The following is a 16796-nucleotide window of genomic DNA, read 5'->3' on the forward strand; positions in this document are numbered from 1 at the left end:
CAAATCAAGGACCGTTCGTATCAGTAAAACCCGCTATGTGGTTCGCTCCAAACATCTTAATTGATAGGAGTTAGCCTCAGGGCCGTTTTTTTTCGTTTAGGCACCAGGCAAGCGAAAGCAATAATGATTAGTTCACAAAATAATTTACCTGTTGGATTATGCTTTTGATGAGCATAAAACTAACATTTTTTGGTTAAATCTTGTGCTTTAACCGTTGATTTATAGCAAAACTTGACACTCTAGGGGTGGAAATGGTTTGATCTACGTAATGTTTGATTATTTACAGGGCTAACTATTTTGTGCCGAGGCGCGACTGAGACATTATCTGGCCCATCAGTCTAATCTTACTGATAGGGCAGATAATGCTTCCGAAGTGCTTCGGCATACTTGTAGGAAAATACAATGAAAAAAGTTGATAGATATAGCATAGACAATACGGATTATACGGTAGGGCAGGATAACATCCAGAAATGGGGCTTTGATGTTCATAACCCTGTTTTCGGTACCAGTGCTGGTTTGATTGTTCTATTCATCGTAGCCATTTTGGTGAGTGACCCAACATCATCAAAAGCGGCATTGGATGGCATTAAAAATGGCATCATCAACAACTTCGATGCTTTGTTCCTTTGGTCAGGTAACATCTTCGTTATCTTCTGCCTAGGCCTTATTTTCTCTCCTTTCGGTAAAATCCGTATCGGTGGTCAAGATGCCGAAGCTGACTACTCTCGTATGTCTTGGCTGGCGATGCTTTTTGCAGCGGGTATGGGTATCGGCCTGATGTTCTGGAGTGTGGCAGAACCTGTGGCTTATTACACAGGTTGGTTTGGTACTCCGCTGAATGTTGATCCCAACACGCCGGCTGCGGTCGAGCTTGCATTGGGTGCAACAATGTATCACTGGGGTCTACACCCTTGGGCTATCTACGGTGTGGTCGCGCTTTCTCTGGCGTTCTTTGCCTACAATAAAGGCCTTCCTCTTTCCATCCGTTCCATTTTCTATCCAATCCTTGGCGATCGTGTATGGGGCTGGCCGGGTCACATCATTGATATCTTTGCTGTGCTTGCCACCTTGTTTGGCCTTGCAACCTCACTTGGCTTGGGCGCTCAGCAGGCAGCTAGCGGTATCGAACATGTATTCGGTATCTCAGGCGGTATTGGCCTTCAAATCGCCGTTATTGCGATTGTTACATTGCTAGCTGTTATCTCGGTTGCTCGTGGTATCGACGGTGGGGTTAAGCTGCTAAGTAACATCAACATGCTTGTTGCTTTGGCGCTACTGGTTTTCGTTGCATTGGCTGGCTTCGCTATCTCAATGGGCACAGTACCAACAACTGTTGCGGGTTATGCGAAAAACTTCTTTGCACTGAGTAACCCACATGGTCGTGAAGACCAAACTTGGCTACACGGTTGGACTATTTTCTACTGGGCTTGGTGGGTTTCTTGGTCACCATTTGTCGGTATGTTCATCGCACGTGTATCGAAAGGCCGTACTATCCGTGAATTCATGGTTGCAGTGCTGATTGTACCAACGCTAATCACTACGCTTTGGATGTCAGTATTCGGCGGCCAAGCGATTGATCAAGTGATCAACGGAGTCGGTGTGTTGGGCGAAAACGGTCTGACTTCTGTGCCGCTTGCGATGTTTGAAATGTTCGAATCACTACCGCTAAGTACATTGCTATCAGTAACGGCAATCATCTTGGTCATGGTGTTCTTCATCACTTCATCTGACTCAGGCTCACTGGTTATCGATAACATCACTGCTGGCGGTAAGATTGACTCGCCAATGCCGCAGCGTATCTTCTGGGCTTTCATTGAAGGTGCTGTTGCTGCAGTTCTACTTTACGTAGGTGGCACAGAAGCTATTGAAGCGCTGCAAGCAGGAGCTATTTCGACGGCATTGCCATTTGTCTTTATCTTGTTGCTAATGTGCGTAAGCTTGCTGATGGGCTTTAGCACTGAGAAATACAATAAGTAAAGTTTCTTGGTGGCATATAAATGCTGTCATGAAAGTTGACTGAATATACAAAAGGATCTGATTACATCAGATCCTTTTTTTATTCCGTTTGCACGAGATTAATAATTTTGTCTTGCAAGCTATAAATAGCTTGATAATGATATATTACTTCTTTTAATTCATTCTGTTATCTATTTCCCCACAGTGTTCAACCCTTCAAAATAAAGTCTTATTGCATACCCCAATATTTATCTACCCAAACAAAGAAAGCGAATTACTGCTTCACTTCTTCTGAAAATTCCACAATGTGGGAACAGCATATTACAAAGTGGAACGTGGATATTGATCACAATATTTTAACTTCATGTCCGTTATATTTTTTCTCGAAGGTTTTAAGGAGTGTATATGCTCAAGTCAAAGGGTAATCAGGCATTAGCAAAAGCATTTGATGTAGTCGATGCGATAGCAGCGGGTGATCGTCAGCTAAAAGATATCTGCATACGACTCGGTTTACCCAAATCGACGGTACATCGCATTTTGCAGGGCTTGATCGAAGCACGTTACGTCCGCGAGGTGAAAGGGATTGGCTTGGTGTTGGGAACCAAAGTGATCCAATTAGGTGTTCGTGCTCAACAAGATATGCCACTAAAGGAAATTGCAAAGCCTTACCTACGGGAGCTGTCATCTGTCACTAAAGAAACGGTGCACCTAGGTATTAAGGATGAGGATCAAATATTCTATTTAGACAAAATTCCAGGTCAGCGCACCATACAGCTTCGTTCTCAAGTTGGCGATCGTCTGCCTCTTTCTGCTACTGGCATCGGCAAAGCGCTAATGATAGATATGCCGAAAACAGAATGGGCACGCCTGATAAACGCACAAATTCCACATAGTGTTAATTCAATGATGAGTAGGATGGAAGAATACTCAAAGCATGACTATAGCTATGACTTGGAAGATAACGAAGATTTAGTTCGTTGTGTTGCAGTACCAATTAGAAATAAATATCACAATATCATTGCGGCAGTTTCTGTAACCAGTGTTAAAGAATATATGCCAGAAGAAAGGATGAAGGAGCTAATTCCGTTAATTACTAAATATTGTAAATCGATATCGGAGCAACTTAATTAATATTCGTATTTAAATACGTACTCTACTCCATATACAAACACAACTACCATTACCCATGCCTATTTATTTTTTAAATTGGGTCGTGTAATAATAAGAGGTCAAAAATGAAAAAGTTAATTACCGCTGTCATGATGTCTGCTGTATTTGCGGCAACCAGTATTTCAACTGCCACGGCAGCAAATAATTACCCTGATGGACCAGTAAAAATTATTGTACCTTATTCAGCGGGTGGTGGCTCAGACAGTGTGAGCCGTGCATTAGCAGAAGCACTGAAGCCTGATTTTCCAAAAGGTATCGCAGTAGAAAACAGGACGGGTGGTGCAGGTTCGATTGGCATGTCATATGGCATGAACTCAAAAGCTGACGGCACCATCGTGACCATGATTGCACCAGAGCTGGTTATGCTTCCTCACACTGGTAATGGTGGCGATATTGATTATAAAAAATTCAAGCCTCTTGCCATGGTTAACTCAGGCTACGCGGCAATTACAGTGCCTTCCGACTCACCTTATAAGAATCTAGACCAACTTATTGAGGGCGCTAAAACAAATAACCTTCTATTTGGTAACTCGGGGACTGGCTCAATTTGGCACCTAGCAGGCGCAGGTATGGAGCAAGCTGCTGGGGTTGAGTTTACTCATGTACCTTTCCAGGGCTCATCAGCGGCAATTACTTCACTACTTGGTCATCACCTAGATGGTGTATCTGTTTCTTACGCTGAAGTCGCGTCTCATGTCGAAGCGGGCACATTAAGAGCTTTGGCTGTTCTTGCGCCAAACCGCCTGAAAGACAATCCAGATGTCCCAACAGCGAAAGAGCTCGGCTATGACGTAGTTATCGGTACATGGCGTGGTTATGCGGTTCCAGCGAATACGCCAGAAGAGACAGTAGATTTTCTAACTAAGTCGATTCTTAATGCGGCAGAGACAGAGACCTTTGTTAAGTTCATGAACAATACTAACAATGATATTGAAGTCATCGGGACTGAGAAATTTGCTCAGAAAATTGCAAACGAAGATAACTTCTATAAGCAATTAATTGAAAGTATTGGTCTAAATAAATAACTGGCACTGTGGGTCAATGGCACAGGGTTAGTGCCATTGACCCATGCAGTTAGGAAGTCATTATGAGATATGGAAAGCTTGTTATATCAGCCATGTTTATGGCGCTATCCCTCTTTACGATATATTTTGCAAACCAGTTACCAGATTCTAGAGGAGGAGTGCCTGGCCCTGGTGTTTGGCCAATATTGATTTCGGCAATCATGTTTGTAGCGGCATTTATTGTTGGTATTGCGGCGCTTAGAGAAAAAGAAAACCTGCCTTTAGAGCTTCTCGGAGATAATCAAATACGCGTATACATCACCATGGTGGCGTTAGTTGTTTACTTCGTTTGCATGAATGTAATTGGTTTTGTGGTATCTACTTTTGTAATGCTATATGGATTTATTACTTGGTTTAGCAATTACAAGTTACTTCAAAGAATAGGTTTTTCGTTAGTTATTACTACCGTGGTTTACTGCATCTTTAACTATGTTCTGAAAGTCCCATTTAGATTCGGTATTTTATTTTAGGAGTTAATGATGTTAGCTGAAGCGTTAAATTTGGTTCTGCAACCATCTATTATCTTATATATAATACTTGGCGTTGCTGGTGGGATGTGTATAGGGTGCTTACCAGGGCTTACCACAACCATGGGTGTTGCTCTGGTATTGCCACTAACATTCGGAATGGATGCAGTACCTAGTATACTGTTGCTGATTGGTGTGTATGTTGGTGCAGTTTACGGTGGTTCAATGGCGGCTATTTTACTTAATACCCCAGGAACACCAGCCTCTGCAGCCACCGCTTTGGATGGCTATAAAATGGCCTGCAAAGGTGAGGCGGGAAGAGCGCTAGGTATTTCAACGACAAGTTCGTTTCTTGGTGGTTTAATTAGCTGCATATTTTTGATTTTAATCTCTCCGATATTGGCGAAGTTTGCTCTCAAGTTCAGCGCCCCTGAATTCTTTATGCTGGCCATGTTTGGTTTGTGCATTATCTCCTCGATATCCGGTAAATCTTTGCTGATAGGGTTACTCAGCGGTGGACTAGGTATTTTACTTGCCACGATAGGTATCGACGACATTACGGGCAATATGCGCTTTACCTTTGACTATATGAACCTTTACAGTGGCATTAATTTTATCCCTGTAATGATTGGTTTATTTGCGATGAGCCAAGCATTGATTGGGGTAGAAGACATACTGAAAAAGCCAAAGTCAACGGGCAAGATCACCCATGTTATTCCAAGACGCTCTGACTGGGGTGTCATTATCAAAAACAGTATTCCTTTCGGTTCATTAGGCGCGTTTATTGGCACTATCCCAGGCGTTGGTGCAGACATCGCTTCGTTTATTTCCTATGGTCAAGCGAAGAGTATTTCTAAGCATCCTGAAAAGTTTGGTACTGGTGTCCCTGAGGCAATTTCTGCGCCAGAAGCAGCCAATAATGGGGTAACGGGTGGGGCATTGATCCCTATGCTGACCTTAGGTGTACCGGGCGATGCTGTAGCCGCCATTATGATTGGTGCGTTAACAGTACAAGGCTTACAACCTGGTCCACTTTTATTTGCCAATGATGCACCCACTGTCTATGCGATATTTATTGGTTTGCTTATCGCTAACGTTTGTATGTTAGTGCTTGGCTTGAACAGTGTACGCATTTTTACCAAAGTGTTGTCTGTACCTAAAGCTGCGCTCGTACCGATTATTTTCTTGCTCTGTTTTGTTGGCTCTTATGCTTTAGCCAACAACATGTTTGATGTTGTTGTTATGCTGTTCTTCGGATTTCTTGGTTACTTTTTCCAGAAGCTGGAAATATCATCGTCACCGGTTATTCTTGGGTTAATTCTTGGACCTATGGCAGAGAGCAACTTCCGTCGAGCGTTACTTATGTCACGAGGCGATGCAAGTACATTCTTATCGACAGGAATCTGTTGGGTTTTCTTTATTCTTATCTTGGTTTCCTTGTTCTCACCATTAATAAAGAAAAAGTTTGCATCAAAGGGCAAGCATACTCATGGAGAGCAATATTAATTTTTATCGATATATAGAAATTAAAGCCTAGTTAATTATCTAGGACCATTACCAAGCACATAGTCAATGTTTAGGTGGTTTAGCTTCATGGGAAGCTAAACCTCAGGGTTTTGTTGTTCTCATCAAACGTTATTTTAAGTTTCAAGCAAGGTTAGGTTATGAAGATTATTGATGTTAAACCACATGCTATTTCCGTACCTTTAGATACGCCTTTTTATTTTTCCCAAGGGTGGGTACACAATCGAAGTGCAATGATAATTGAAGTCATTACTGATGAGGGGATTACTGGTTATGGTGAAGCGCTATGCCATGGCTTACAAAGTCCACACATTGCTGCTTCAATTGTAGAGCACACCTTTAAACCATTATTACTTGGCCGCAGTCCTTTTGACGTCGAAGTCCTTTGGGAGGAAATGTACAACACGACAAGACCTTTCGGTCAAGCTGGCGCAGCGGTTAATGCAATCAGTGGTGTTGATATCGCGTTGTGGGATGTTATCGGTAAGAGTCTGAATAAACCTATTCATCAGCTTATCGGTGGGGCGTTTAGAAAAGAAGTGACGCCTTACGCAACTGGTTTTTATCGAGTAGCTGAAGGCCATTACCCCAATGATTCTGTCGATGAAGCTTTCCGATATATCGAAGCAGGTTTTACTGCATTTAAATTAAAGATTGGTTTCGGTGTTGATGAAGACGTTAAGCTGATTCGTTCAATACGAGAGGCGGTGGGAGATAATGTACGAATTATGGCTGACGCCAATGGTGCATATAATGCCTCAACAGCCCGCCGCATCATTAAAGAGACAGAAGAATTTAATTTGTTCTTCTTGGAAGAGCTACTCGCGCCAGAAGATATTGGTGGATATCAAGAGATAAAAACGATGTCTAAAACACCTATTGCGGCAGGTGAACAGATCTTTGGCAAAATGGGCTATCGACCGTGGCTGGAAAGTCGTGCTCTAGACATTATCCAACCAGATTTGTGCTCGTCCGGTGGTATTACCGAGTGCAAGAAAATAGCTGCTATGGCACAAGCTAGTCATATCAATATGATCCCTCACGTTTGGGGTTCGGGGATTGGTATTGCCGCTTCGTTGCAATTTATCGCCTCACTGCCGAGTTCACCTCTCTCGCTTAATCCAGAGCAGCCCATGTTGGAGTTTGATCAATCTTCACACCCGTTCCGCAAGGATCTTATTTTTGATGGTATCCAAATGGAGAACGGAAAAGTGCAAATTTCGACTAAGCCGGGTATTGGTGTCGATGTAAATCCGGATGTTATCTATCAATATAAGGTTAATTAAATGAATAATTACAAAACGATAGATTGGATAATTTTAGACTGGGGGACCACTAATTTTCGTGCCTTTGCCATGAGTGAAGACGGTGAGTTAGTGGATAGAGTTGAACATAAGCTTGGCTTGCTGCAAGTGCAAGACGGTAACTTTGCTGACCAACTTCAGGCGGTGTTAAGTGATTGGTTGGGCGAGTTTGAACATCTACCTATTTATATGGCGGGGATGGTTGGTTCAGCCCAAGGGTGGGTGAATGTTCCTTATGTCAGTACTCCAGTTAAATTGGAAAACTTAGCAAGAAATACGCATCAATTTACTCTGCCATGGGGCGCTGAAGCGACAATTATTCCCGGTATAAGCCATTGTGATGAAAGTGGTAGTTACGATGTGATGCGTGGCGAGGAAGTGCAGTTATTCGGCTTGCTTGAAATAACCGGCAAATCAACCATAGAGGCTGCTTTTCCAGGAACGCACTGTAAACACTTACAACTCACCGATAATACGCTGTCTTCTTTTAAAACCTATATGACGGGTGAGCTATTTTCCGCCTTATCCGACCACACCATTTTAGGACGAGGGCTTCCAGAGCAATATCCGTCTAAGGCTGCGTTTGAGCGCGGGATATTGGAAAGTGAGGCTGGGAACTTAACCAACCAGATATTCAAGGCTCGTACCCACCGACTGTTTGGCCTATTAGATGATTCGGAGGTACACGAGTACCTGTCAGGATTGCTGATCGGCAATGAAATAAGAGAACTGAATACGCAGCATATTTACCTTATCGGCAGCAAATCTCTATGTATGCGATATGAAAGAACCTGCCAATTACTTAACAAAACCAGTGAGCATATAAGTGGCGATGAGAGTTTCCTTGCCGGAATGCTGAAAATTAAAGAGGCGATGAATAATGACTATGTGTAGTTTTGATCTTGCAGCTGAGCTTCCTTTGGTTGCAATACTCCGTGGGCTTGAACCAAGTAACTGTGTCCGCATTACTCAGATCTTGATTGAAGAAGGCTTCACCATGATCGAAGTCCCGCTGAACTCTCCAGATGCGCTTACCAGTATTGAGATTTTGGTTAAACATTTCGGTAGTGATTATTTGATTGGTGCCGGCACAGTGACATCGCTCGATAAAGCCCGAGCAGTGATAGAAACCGGAGCAAATTTGATAGTGACACCAAACTTCAACCAAGAGGTGGTTGAGTTATCTGTGGCTGCTAACTGCGTTACTTTCCCTGGTGTAGCGACACCAACAGAAGCCTTTGCGGCACTTGCTGCAGGAGCGACGGGTCTTAAATTATTCCCTATTCAGAGTTTGGGGTTAGTTGGCTTTAAGGCGTTAAAGTCAGTACTGCCTAAGGAGACGATTTGCCTACCAGTTGGAGGTATAGGCCCTACAGAAGAAAGCATGAAACCTTACCTGGATGCAGGTGCCAATGGATTTGGATTGGGCGCCGCGTTATTTAAGCCAGGTTTAACCGACGATGAAGTTAGAGCAAACGCAAAACAATTTAAACAAGCTTTCGAATCAGCAAAGGGCTAGTTGAGCGAGCCAAAATACGGAGATAAAAAGATGGCAAAATACTTAATCACTGGTGCTAGTACCGGAATTGGCGCGGAGACTGCCCGAAAATTAGCACAAGGCAATGAGTTGTTTTTGGTTTACAACCGCTCAAAAGGTAAAGCCGAGGACTTAGCAGTAGAGCTAGAGAATCGAGGAGCCAAAGTACACCTATTTCAGGCGAACCTAACCAGTGAAGCGGCGTGTATCAAGCTGTTTGAAGAGGTAGGCGAGGTAACTGATACTCTTGATGCGGTAGTTAACAATGCGGGTGGTATGGTTCAAAGGCAGGGGGTTGATGAGCTTTCCTGGGATACAATGTTAGATGTGTTCAACCTGAACACATTCTCACTGTTCAAAGTGACATCACTATCTGTTCCGTTTCTTAAAAACAGCGATAAAGCCTGTATTGTCAATGTAACATCTATTGTTGTTCGTCATGGTGGGCCAACTGCTACGCTATATGGGGCCGCTAAGGGAGCCGTTGACACTTTTACTCGTGGTGCTTGCCGTGAGCTAGCTCCTCACATAAGAGTGAATTCTGTTTCGCCAGGTGTCATAGAGACACCGTTCCACGATAAGGTGTCGACTGATGAACAGATGAAAACATGGGCCGAGAACAACCCGCTGCAGCGTAACGGAAAAGCGAACAATATCGCCGATGCGATTCACTTCTGTATCGAAAATGACTTCATCAATGGAGAAAGCATCGATATTAATGGTGGATTATTTGTTCGTTAACGCGCCAAGAATAGAGAAAAAAGCGCCGTCTTCATGACGGCGTTTTTATATGGGAGGACAGTTTCTTTATGGGTGAAGCATAAGCCTTTTATAACCAAATTTCCGAGATTGGTGTATCCGGAGAGAAATGATAGGCAATCTGTGCCTGCAACAATTCCGCTGTGGCCAGGGCATCGGTCATGGCATGGTGGGGAGGGTAATCCGGTAAACCATAGCGCTGGCGTGAACGAGCCAAACGAACAGAGCCTGGACGGTTACCTTTAAGACGGTTAATTAAGCCACCGTGATCACGTTGCTGAATTGCCATTTCAATCGCCATGGTATCGACAACAGGAAAGTGTATTCCTTCTTTCAAGCGGCTGAGTAATGCTTGGTTCATGAACTCACGTTCGATCTTCTGATAGTGGACAACAACAATTTTTCCCGCGAGCGCATTTAATACACGCTCTAGGATTTTGAGTAAATCAGGGGCGTTCTCGACTTCGGAGTCGGTGATACCGTGAATAATCACTGACTCTTCATTAAGAGGACGGTGTGGGTTCACCGTCCATTGTGCTGATTCGCGGCAGCGGATGCGCTGCAGGCTGAAAGGCACGAGACCGATACTGATGATCTCATCTTTCTTTGGGTCGAGCCCTGTCGTCTCGAAATCAAGTGCCACGAACGGCACTTCGCTTAGGGGAGTATCACCACTGACCATAGGCGTGGAGTAGAAACTTTTTAGTCTCTCATCATTAGCTTTGTTAAGCAGCGTCTGGAAAAACGTTGGCCAATCCGGCGTACTGCGAGTATTCAGCAGTTGTCGATGAGATTTTGGTTTGTTAACGGTCATACTGCTTATTAACGACGGTTACCTTGGTAGCGGAATTTAATAAAGTTTTGTGCATTACTTAGAATTTGGAATGCCGCCTTTAGGTTACGGCGTTCAAAATCTGACATGTTTTCCGGTTCGATACTGTTATCGGCTTCAATACCTGCTTCAATATCCAATGCTTGGTGGCGGATACGCACCATGTAGATCAATTCCATGGCATCACGTAAATCCTGGCCTCGCCCTTTAGGCAAGATGCCGGCTTCGATGACATCATCCAAACGCTCAAATGAGTTCTGCGACCGCGATCCTACAGCTAACGCATGGACACGGATCAAATCTGCCAACGGGGCAGTACCACGGCGTTTAAGGTTGATCGAGTTATTATGTCTGCCGTCTTTCTCCATTACGAAGTCTTTGAAGAAACCTAGTGGCGGAGTGCGGCTGATGGCGTTGCGTGCTAAACAGGCCAAGAAACGGTTATTTTTTCGGGCTCGACGAACCACAAAGCTATTGAGTTGCTCAGCCCATTTTTCACGGCCACATACACCAGACAAATCAAAGAAAATAGAGCTGTTAAGAAGAGCCTGTGGCTTTGGATTATCAATCCATTCGGCAAAACACTCTTCCCATTGTGAACGGGTTTTACGCCATTCCGGGTTGGTTGCCATGATATCACCTGTACAATAGCTGTAACCACATGCGGCCAAGCCATCACAGACAAATTTGGCGAACTTCTCAAAGTACTCACCGTGAAGTTTTTCATCGTAGCTGTCGTCAAGGATCAATGCGTTGTCTTGATCAGTAACGATGAGTTGTTCGTCCCTTGCCATTGAGCCCATTGCCATTAAACAAAATGGGATAGGGGCTGGGCCTAACTCTTCTTGTGCCAATTCAGCCAAGCGTTGCTTGAAGCTGCGCCCAATAACTGAAAGTGCACTACCTATCATGTGGGCGTTGGCATCTTCATTAACCATTCGGACAAAACAATGCTTAACTTCTTCAGATACAACCTTCAGCTCTTCAACGGTTTGCTGTTGGAAAATGGTACTTACCAGCAAAAGGCTGTTTTGGGACTCATATCGAACGATATCGGTGAGCCCAATAATACCTATTGGGTTCTTATTTCTTAGTACCGGAAGGTGATGAACATTGTAGCGAAGCATAGTAAGCATGGCTTCGAAGACATAGGCATTATAATCGAGCGAGATAAGCTCGGTGCTCATCACTTCGGATACCGGTGTTGAAGTATCCAAGCCTTTGGCAATAACACGGGAGCAAAGATCACGATCAGTAATGATACCAACCAGCGGATCATAATCGTCATCGTCACTGTCTTCGTTGGGTTCAACAATAAGCATTGCCGAGATATTCTCTTCTGCCATGGTCATGGCTGCAGTTTGAATGCTTTCATCTCGACTGATAGTGACAGGATCGCGCGACAGTAGAGTACGGACTTTTGAGGTAGTCAGATCGTTCTCTTCGGCTTGGGTTGATACGACATTACGTAGCCTTGCACTATCTTCAAGCTCGACAAAATCAGCAAAGGAATCAAACTCATCACATAGTTTGTTGAAGATATCTTCAGCGATACAGTAAACCAGCGTATCTTCAATAGCACGGGCAGGCATCCTGACCTTGTTGTTCATCAGAAGCCCCATTTGGCCGAACAAGTCACCTTCATCAATCCGGTTATATAGCTCTCCCTTACGACGATAGATCTCGACTGCACCGCTACGGATGAGAAAAAGATCATGAATTTCATCGCCAAAGTTCAAGATCATTGAGTCAGCACGGTAATAGGCAACTTCAATATTTAGGGCGATCTCTTTTAAAGACTCTTCCGGGAGTAGCTTAAAAGGGGGGTATTGGCTGATAAAGTTGAGGATTTCCAGCTGTTCGGCTTCCATGGTTTGATCCGTAATGCTTATGGAGTATGGCTACTAGTATACCTAATTCAGTCAAGATTGCTTGTGCCTGGGGGTGTTACTTCTTACTATATCACTGAAAAACAAAGACTAGATGACCAGTTCAGTATAGAGTTTATGTAATAAATGGTTTTGGTGTTTGCAGTCAAGCTTGTGCAGTATGCTTTTGATTTGGGATTTGGTGGTTTCTTTGGAAACGCCTCTGAACTGGGTGATTTCACTGCCATCGTAGCCTTTAGACAAGAGCTGGATCACTTGCCGCTCTGCAGGGGTTAAATCATCGGGTAGTTGTATGCTGCCATGGTGAAGCGGGGTTGTGCCAAACTGGTCAATGAGTTTTTGCGTTGAAAGGTAGAACTGTGACCATGGAATGAGTTCATCCATAAATTGCTGTAGCTGGATTTGGCTGCTAGGTGCAAAAGGGGTTGAATAGCGATGAAAAGTAAGCGCTTGTACCTCGTGTCTGCTTATAAAGCTATAACCACTGATGGAATATTTGACTGAAAGGGTTGGCAGCATGACGTCCCGAAACCATTCATCCTCTATGCGTTTGATAGGCAGCATGGACTGCAGCGGTACCATTTTGCCTTGAAAATGATGGGTAGAATAATGCTTTAGGTAGGCATCGTTATCTGAATGGCGATGGTAAAAGTCGAGTAGCTTGTCATCGATGCCAAAATGGAAAGTATGACCTAGTCCAAATTTGGGGGAAGGGCCAATAAACAGCACGCCGATATCAGCACCGATAGCATGGCATATCTCAGCTAGCACGCTGTTGATATCAGAAGGAGACTGTGCGGCTTCGATGAGTTTTCTCACCCAAATATTAGCTAAAGCCATATCAAACCTAATCCGTTAAGTCTTATAATGATTTTTGACAATAAAGAAATTGATTACAAAAAAAAGCGTGCATCTTGTGATCCTGATAGGTATATACCTAAATTACTTGGTTGTATGTGTACAGTTAACGGTGTGGCGAATAACGAAGAATGGAAGATATGCGTATAACATACTGCTCTTATGAACAACATGCAGGCGAGATGCTAGACATCTTTAATGATGCCATTTTGAATACTACGGCATTATATGAGTACGAGCCTCGAACCATGGCCGTTATGGAGCAGTGGTTTGAATCAAAAACACAGGGTGATTATCCCGTTATTGGCGCTTTTGATGATAATGGCCGACTGATGGGCTTTGCATCATTTGGTAAATTCAGGGAGCAGCCTGCTTTTCAGTTTACCGTTGAGCACAGCATTTATGTTTCTGGTGACTTCCGTGGTCAAGGGGTAGCCATGGAGTTGATGAAAACGATAATTGTTTTGGCTTCCCGCCAAGGTTACCGCTCATTAATTGGTGCAATAGACTTAGAGAATATTGCCAGTTTGCGTCTACACCAAAAATTTGGCTTTGAAGAAGTCGGTGTGATCAAGAATGCCGGTTATAAATTCGAACGATGGTTAGATTTGGCATTTTATCAGTTGGCTCTCGATATCTGATTTGTCAACGCGATGTCAAAAGCGACTAAAAAGTGATCACGCAGCCATGATGTGGCATTAAAATACTGTATTTTATTACAGTAATTGCCTTGTAATACGATATACTGGTTATTTATCCAGTTAACGAGACAATGGCAGTTATCAACGGATACTACAATTAGATTTGGCCTCAAAATGGCCGGAGTATAGGTTGTGTAACTGTCTTGTATATGTGATTACAGTGGCTAATTTCAACACACATCTTGGAACAGCCGCACTTACGAGTAGTTTGGCGGCTACAGCCCTGTTATCGGCAGGGCATATTGTACCGATAACTGCGCTATGGTTGATGCTTCTCGGCACAATCGGCGGTCTTCTGCCGGATATTGACTCAGACAATTCGACATCAATGAGTACGTTATTCCGGTTTTTTGGTGGCTTGATCACTTTTAGTTTTGTCGGTCATGTTTATCAACTGGTGTCGATGCTAGAGCTCATCATTTATAGCGGCTTCTGTTATTTGACAATCAGGTACAACTTCAAATCAACACTAGAAAAAATTACAGTTCACCGTGGTTGCTGTCATTCTTTAGCTTTTATTGCTGTTGCAGGGCTATTCACCGTGTGGCTTGTTTATTTATTGGGCTATAGCGATGTCACCGCTTGGTTATCCGGCTCCTTTCTGTTTTTTGGCGGGGTTGTGCATTTATTGCTCGACGAAGTATACAGTGTTGACTTAGCAAACCGCCGTTTAAAGCTATCCTTTGGCTCCGCGTTTAAGTTTTTCTCACCGAAAAACCCTTTCATCAGTGCTTTTCAGTGTCTACTGATAGCCATGTTATATCTCCATGGCCCCTCAATTGATAATACATGGAAGCATGTGAGCAATTGGAGCGAGTTCCGATTTAAACCTGATTGGCTAAATCGTGATGAAGTGATGCTCTTCTTTGATGAAGTGATCACCTCAACTCGAGAGGCGATGAGCCAAAGCTCCAAAGAGGGGTAGTGATAAAAGCGGTGTAATAACACCGCTTTCTTTTTTTAGCAAAGGACATTTATTTGACGCTGTGCGTCATGAATTTTACGGTGTAAGCGTATTGATAAAAATCAAAAAAAGAGTGCTAATTCATGGTAAAGTTGCATTCTCATTACGTTTTATTTTTTATTTTTTCTCATGCTCATAAATATTAATAATATATCTGTCAGGAAGCAGGTGCTTGTTCCGGTCTTGCTAATATGCGTAATTATGGCGATTGCTTTTGCCGTAGTAACAAAGGAATCACGTTCACAGCGAGCACAGACAAGCGAAACAACCTTTTCAGCTTTGCAGCAAAAAACCATGTCTCAACAGATACTTGAGAATAGTTTCGCCGCTCGCGTTAGTGCTATTTATGCCCTGTATGATCCTTCGGCATTTAATAGCCTTGATAGTGCAGTTAAGCAAAGTTTCAATGCGAACAGGGTATTGCTTGATACGCTTTCAGAAACAGCGTCTCTCGCTCAAAATGTCAACGCAGTAAAAGCAAAGATGGCAAACTATGAGCGCTTTTTAAATAGTGACTTAAAGCCGTTTGTTGCTCGTAAAAATAGCATTGGCGTTACGATGCAAGAATCAGAAATGCTGGCAACGAATTTCAGAGTAGTAGGAAGCGAGTTGATTCAATCGATTGATGATTTAACCATTGCTATCGATCAGTATGTTGAACAAGAAATTGCAGCAGTAGAAGCGGAATACCGCCAAATGATGCAAAGTATCATGCTGATTATGGCGGTGATGGTCATCAGTGGTTTAGTCATTGCGTGGGTAGTTTCTGGCCGAATGGTGAAACCTATCCTTGAAGTACGTGAAGTGCTAAAGCAGTTATCCTTAGGTAACTTGACTGATCGTGTACATGTTTTAGGCTCCAATGAAATCGGTGAGTTAAGTAGCGACTTGAATAACACACTGGAAAAGATGCAAGACACTATCGCCCATCTAAACCGTATTAGTGAAGAAGTGGCCGCTGCGTCAACTGAGCTTGCAGAAGTAATGAACAGCTCGCAGGCAAATGCCCAGCAAGAGATGGCAGAAATTGAACAAGTGGCTTCTGCGGTCAATGAGCTTTCAAGTACTGCTGACAATGTAAGCAGTAATGCACAAGATGCAGATTCCTGCGCTAAGCAAAGCCAGAGAATGGTTGATGAAGGACGAAACGTCTTTACCCAAAGTGAGCAATCTAACCAGGTAACTTCACAGAAGATGTCTGAAGCGGCTGATGTTGTGATGCACCTTCGAGAGCAGTCCGATCAAGTCAGCAAGGTTATTGAAGTAATTCAGGCCATTTCCGAGCAGACTAACCTTCTTGCGCTGAATGCGGCGATTGAAGCGGCGCGAGCAGGTGAGTCTGGTCGAGGCTTTGCCGTTGTTGCTGACGAAGTGCGCATGTTGGCAGCACGCACCCAAGAATCGACGCAAGAGATCCAGGCGATCATTGAAGATCTCCAGCGCCAGTCTGCGAATGCTAACGATGGAATGCAACAGTCACTGCAAATGCTGAAAGAGTCCGAAGAGCTAACCGGGTTAGCCAATGAAGTATTTGAAGGCATTACTGATGCGATCACCTCTATCGGTGATATGAATACCGAAGTGGCAACGGCGGCTGAACAACAGTCAATGGTGACGCAAGATATCAACAAGAACGTGGTGAATATGTCTGAGCTTGTTAACCAAAACGTGGTTGGTATTAGCCAGAGTGCAAGTGCCAGTGAAGAGTTATCACAGCTGGCAGAACAGCAGCGCAAACAGCTGGCGTTTTTCCGCTATTAAGGTCTGAGTG

General features: G+C 43.7%; 15 protein-coding genes. 12 read left to right on the forward strand and 3 right to left on the reverse strand.

What is annotated here, in order from left to right:
• Positions 1–402 precede the first annotated feature (402 nt).
• From R2X38_RS00005 to R2X38_RS00045, 9 genes are all read left to right on the forward strand, one after another.
• Positions 403–1977 carry a BCCT family transporter gene (locus tag R2X38_RS00005; RefSeq protein WP_317519903.1) on the forward strand — a complete coding sequence of 525 codons (1575 nt, stop codon included), beginning with the start codon at positions 403–405 and terminating at the stop codon, positions 1975–1977.
• Positions 1978–2361: 384 nt separating this feature from the next.
• Positions 2362–3087 (forward strand): IclR family transcriptional regulator, encoded by a 726-nt coding sequence (locus tag R2X38_RS00010; RefSeq protein WP_317519905.1) that lies wholly within the window; start codon positions 2362–2364, stop codon positions 3085–3087.
• 104 nt (positions 3088–3191) lie between these two features.
• A complete protein-coding gene (locus tag R2X38_RS00015) occupies positions 3192–4151 on the forward strand; it encodes a tripartite tricarboxylate transporter substrate binding protein (protein ID WP_317519907.1) in 960 nt (319 codons plus the stop codon).
• 62 nt (positions 4152–4213) lie between these two features.
• Positions 4214–4660, forward strand: coding sequence for a tripartite tricarboxylate transporter TctB family protein (locus R2X38_RS00020; protein ID WP_317519909.1), 447 nt, complete (start codon positions 4214–4216; stop codon positions 4658–4660).
• Positions 4661–4669: 9 nt separating this feature from the next.
• Positions 4670–6163, forward strand: coding sequence for a tripartite tricarboxylate transporter permease (locus R2X38_RS00025; protein WP_317519911.1), 1494 nt, complete (start codon positions 4670–4672; stop codon positions 6161–6163).
• Between the two features lie 158 nt (positions 6164–6321).
• Complete coding sequence (locus R2X38_RS00030; protein WP_317519913.1) at positions 6322–7467, forward strand: mandelate racemase/muconate lactonizing enzyme family protein; 1146 nt, start codon at positions 6322–6324, stop codon at positions 7465–7467.
• Positions 7468–8379 (forward strand): 2-dehydro-3-deoxygalactonokinase, encoded by a 912-nt coding sequence (locus R2X38_RS00035; RefSeq protein ID WP_317519914.1) that lies wholly within the window; start codon positions 7468–7470, stop codon positions 8377–8379.
• The gene (locus tag R2X38_RS00040) at positions 8366–9004 is read left to right on the forward strand and encodes a 2-dehydro-3-deoxy-6-phosphogalactonate aldolase (RefSeq protein WP_317519917.1); all 639 of its coding nucleotides are present in this window, start codon (positions 8366–8368) and stop codon (positions 9002–9004) included. Before R2X38_RS00035 ends, R2X38_RS00040 begins: the two co-directional genes overlap by 14 nt.
• Before the next feature lie 30 nt (positions 9005–9034).
• Positions 9035–9763, forward strand: coding sequence for an SDR family oxidoreductase (locus R2X38_RS00045; protein WP_317519919.1), 729 nt, complete (start codon positions 9035–9037; stop codon positions 9761–9763).
• Between the two features lie 88 nt (positions 9764–9851).
• Here the strand turns inward: R2X38_RS00045 and R2X38_RS00050 are convergent, their stop codons facing one another.
• The 3 genes from R2X38_RS00050 to R2X38_RS00060 form a co-directional block, all read right to left on the reverse strand.
• A complete protein-coding gene (locus R2X38_RS00050; RefSeq protein WP_317519921.1) occupies positions 9852–10595 on the reverse strand; it encodes a 3'-5' exonuclease in 744 nt (247 codons plus the stop codon).
• Positions 10596–10603: 8 nt separating this feature from the next.
• Positions 10604–12484, reverse strand: coding sequence for a DUF294 nucleotidyltransferase-like domain-containing protein (locus tag R2X38_RS00055; RefSeq protein WP_317519924.1), 1881 nt, complete (start codon positions 12482–12484; stop codon positions 10604–10606).
• A gap of 108 nt (positions 12485–12592) precedes the next feature.
• Positions 12593–13342 carry a helix-turn-helix transcriptional regulator gene (locus R2X38_RS00060; protein ID WP_317519926.1) on the reverse strand — a complete coding sequence of 250 codons (750 nt, stop codon included), beginning with the start codon at positions 13340–13342 and terminating at the stop codon, positions 12593–12595.
• A 149-nt stretch (positions 13343–13491) separates the two neighbouring features.
• On the opposite strand from R2X38_RS00060, the gene R2X38_RS00065 reads away from it, so the two are divergent.
• From R2X38_RS00065 to R2X38_RS00075, 3 genes are all read left to right on the forward strand, one after another.
• Positions 13492–14001: an N-acetyltransferase family protein gene (locus tag R2X38_RS00065; protein WP_317519927.1), complete on the forward strand. Its 510-nt coding sequence runs from the start codon at positions 13492–13494 to the stop codon at positions 13999–14001.
• 220 nt (positions 14002–14221) lie between these two features.
• On the forward strand, positions 14222–14986 hold the full coding sequence (locus R2X38_RS00070) for a metal-dependent hydrolase (RefSeq protein ID WP_317519929.1): 765 nt from the start codon (positions 14222–14224) through the stop codon (positions 14984–14986).
• Positions 14987–15319: 333 nt separating this feature from the next.
• Entirely contained in the window at positions 15320–16786 is a 1467-nt protein-coding gene (locus R2X38_RS00075) for a methyl-accepting chemotaxis protein (protein ID WP_317519931.1), read from the forward strand.
• Positions 16787–16796 lie beyond the last annotated feature (10 nt).

The sequence above is a fragment of the Photobacterium rosenbergii genome, from assembly GCF_033022775.1.
GTDB lineage: Bacteria > Pseudomonadota > Gammaproteobacteria > Enterobacterales > Vibrionaceae > Photobacterium > Photobacterium rosenbergii_A.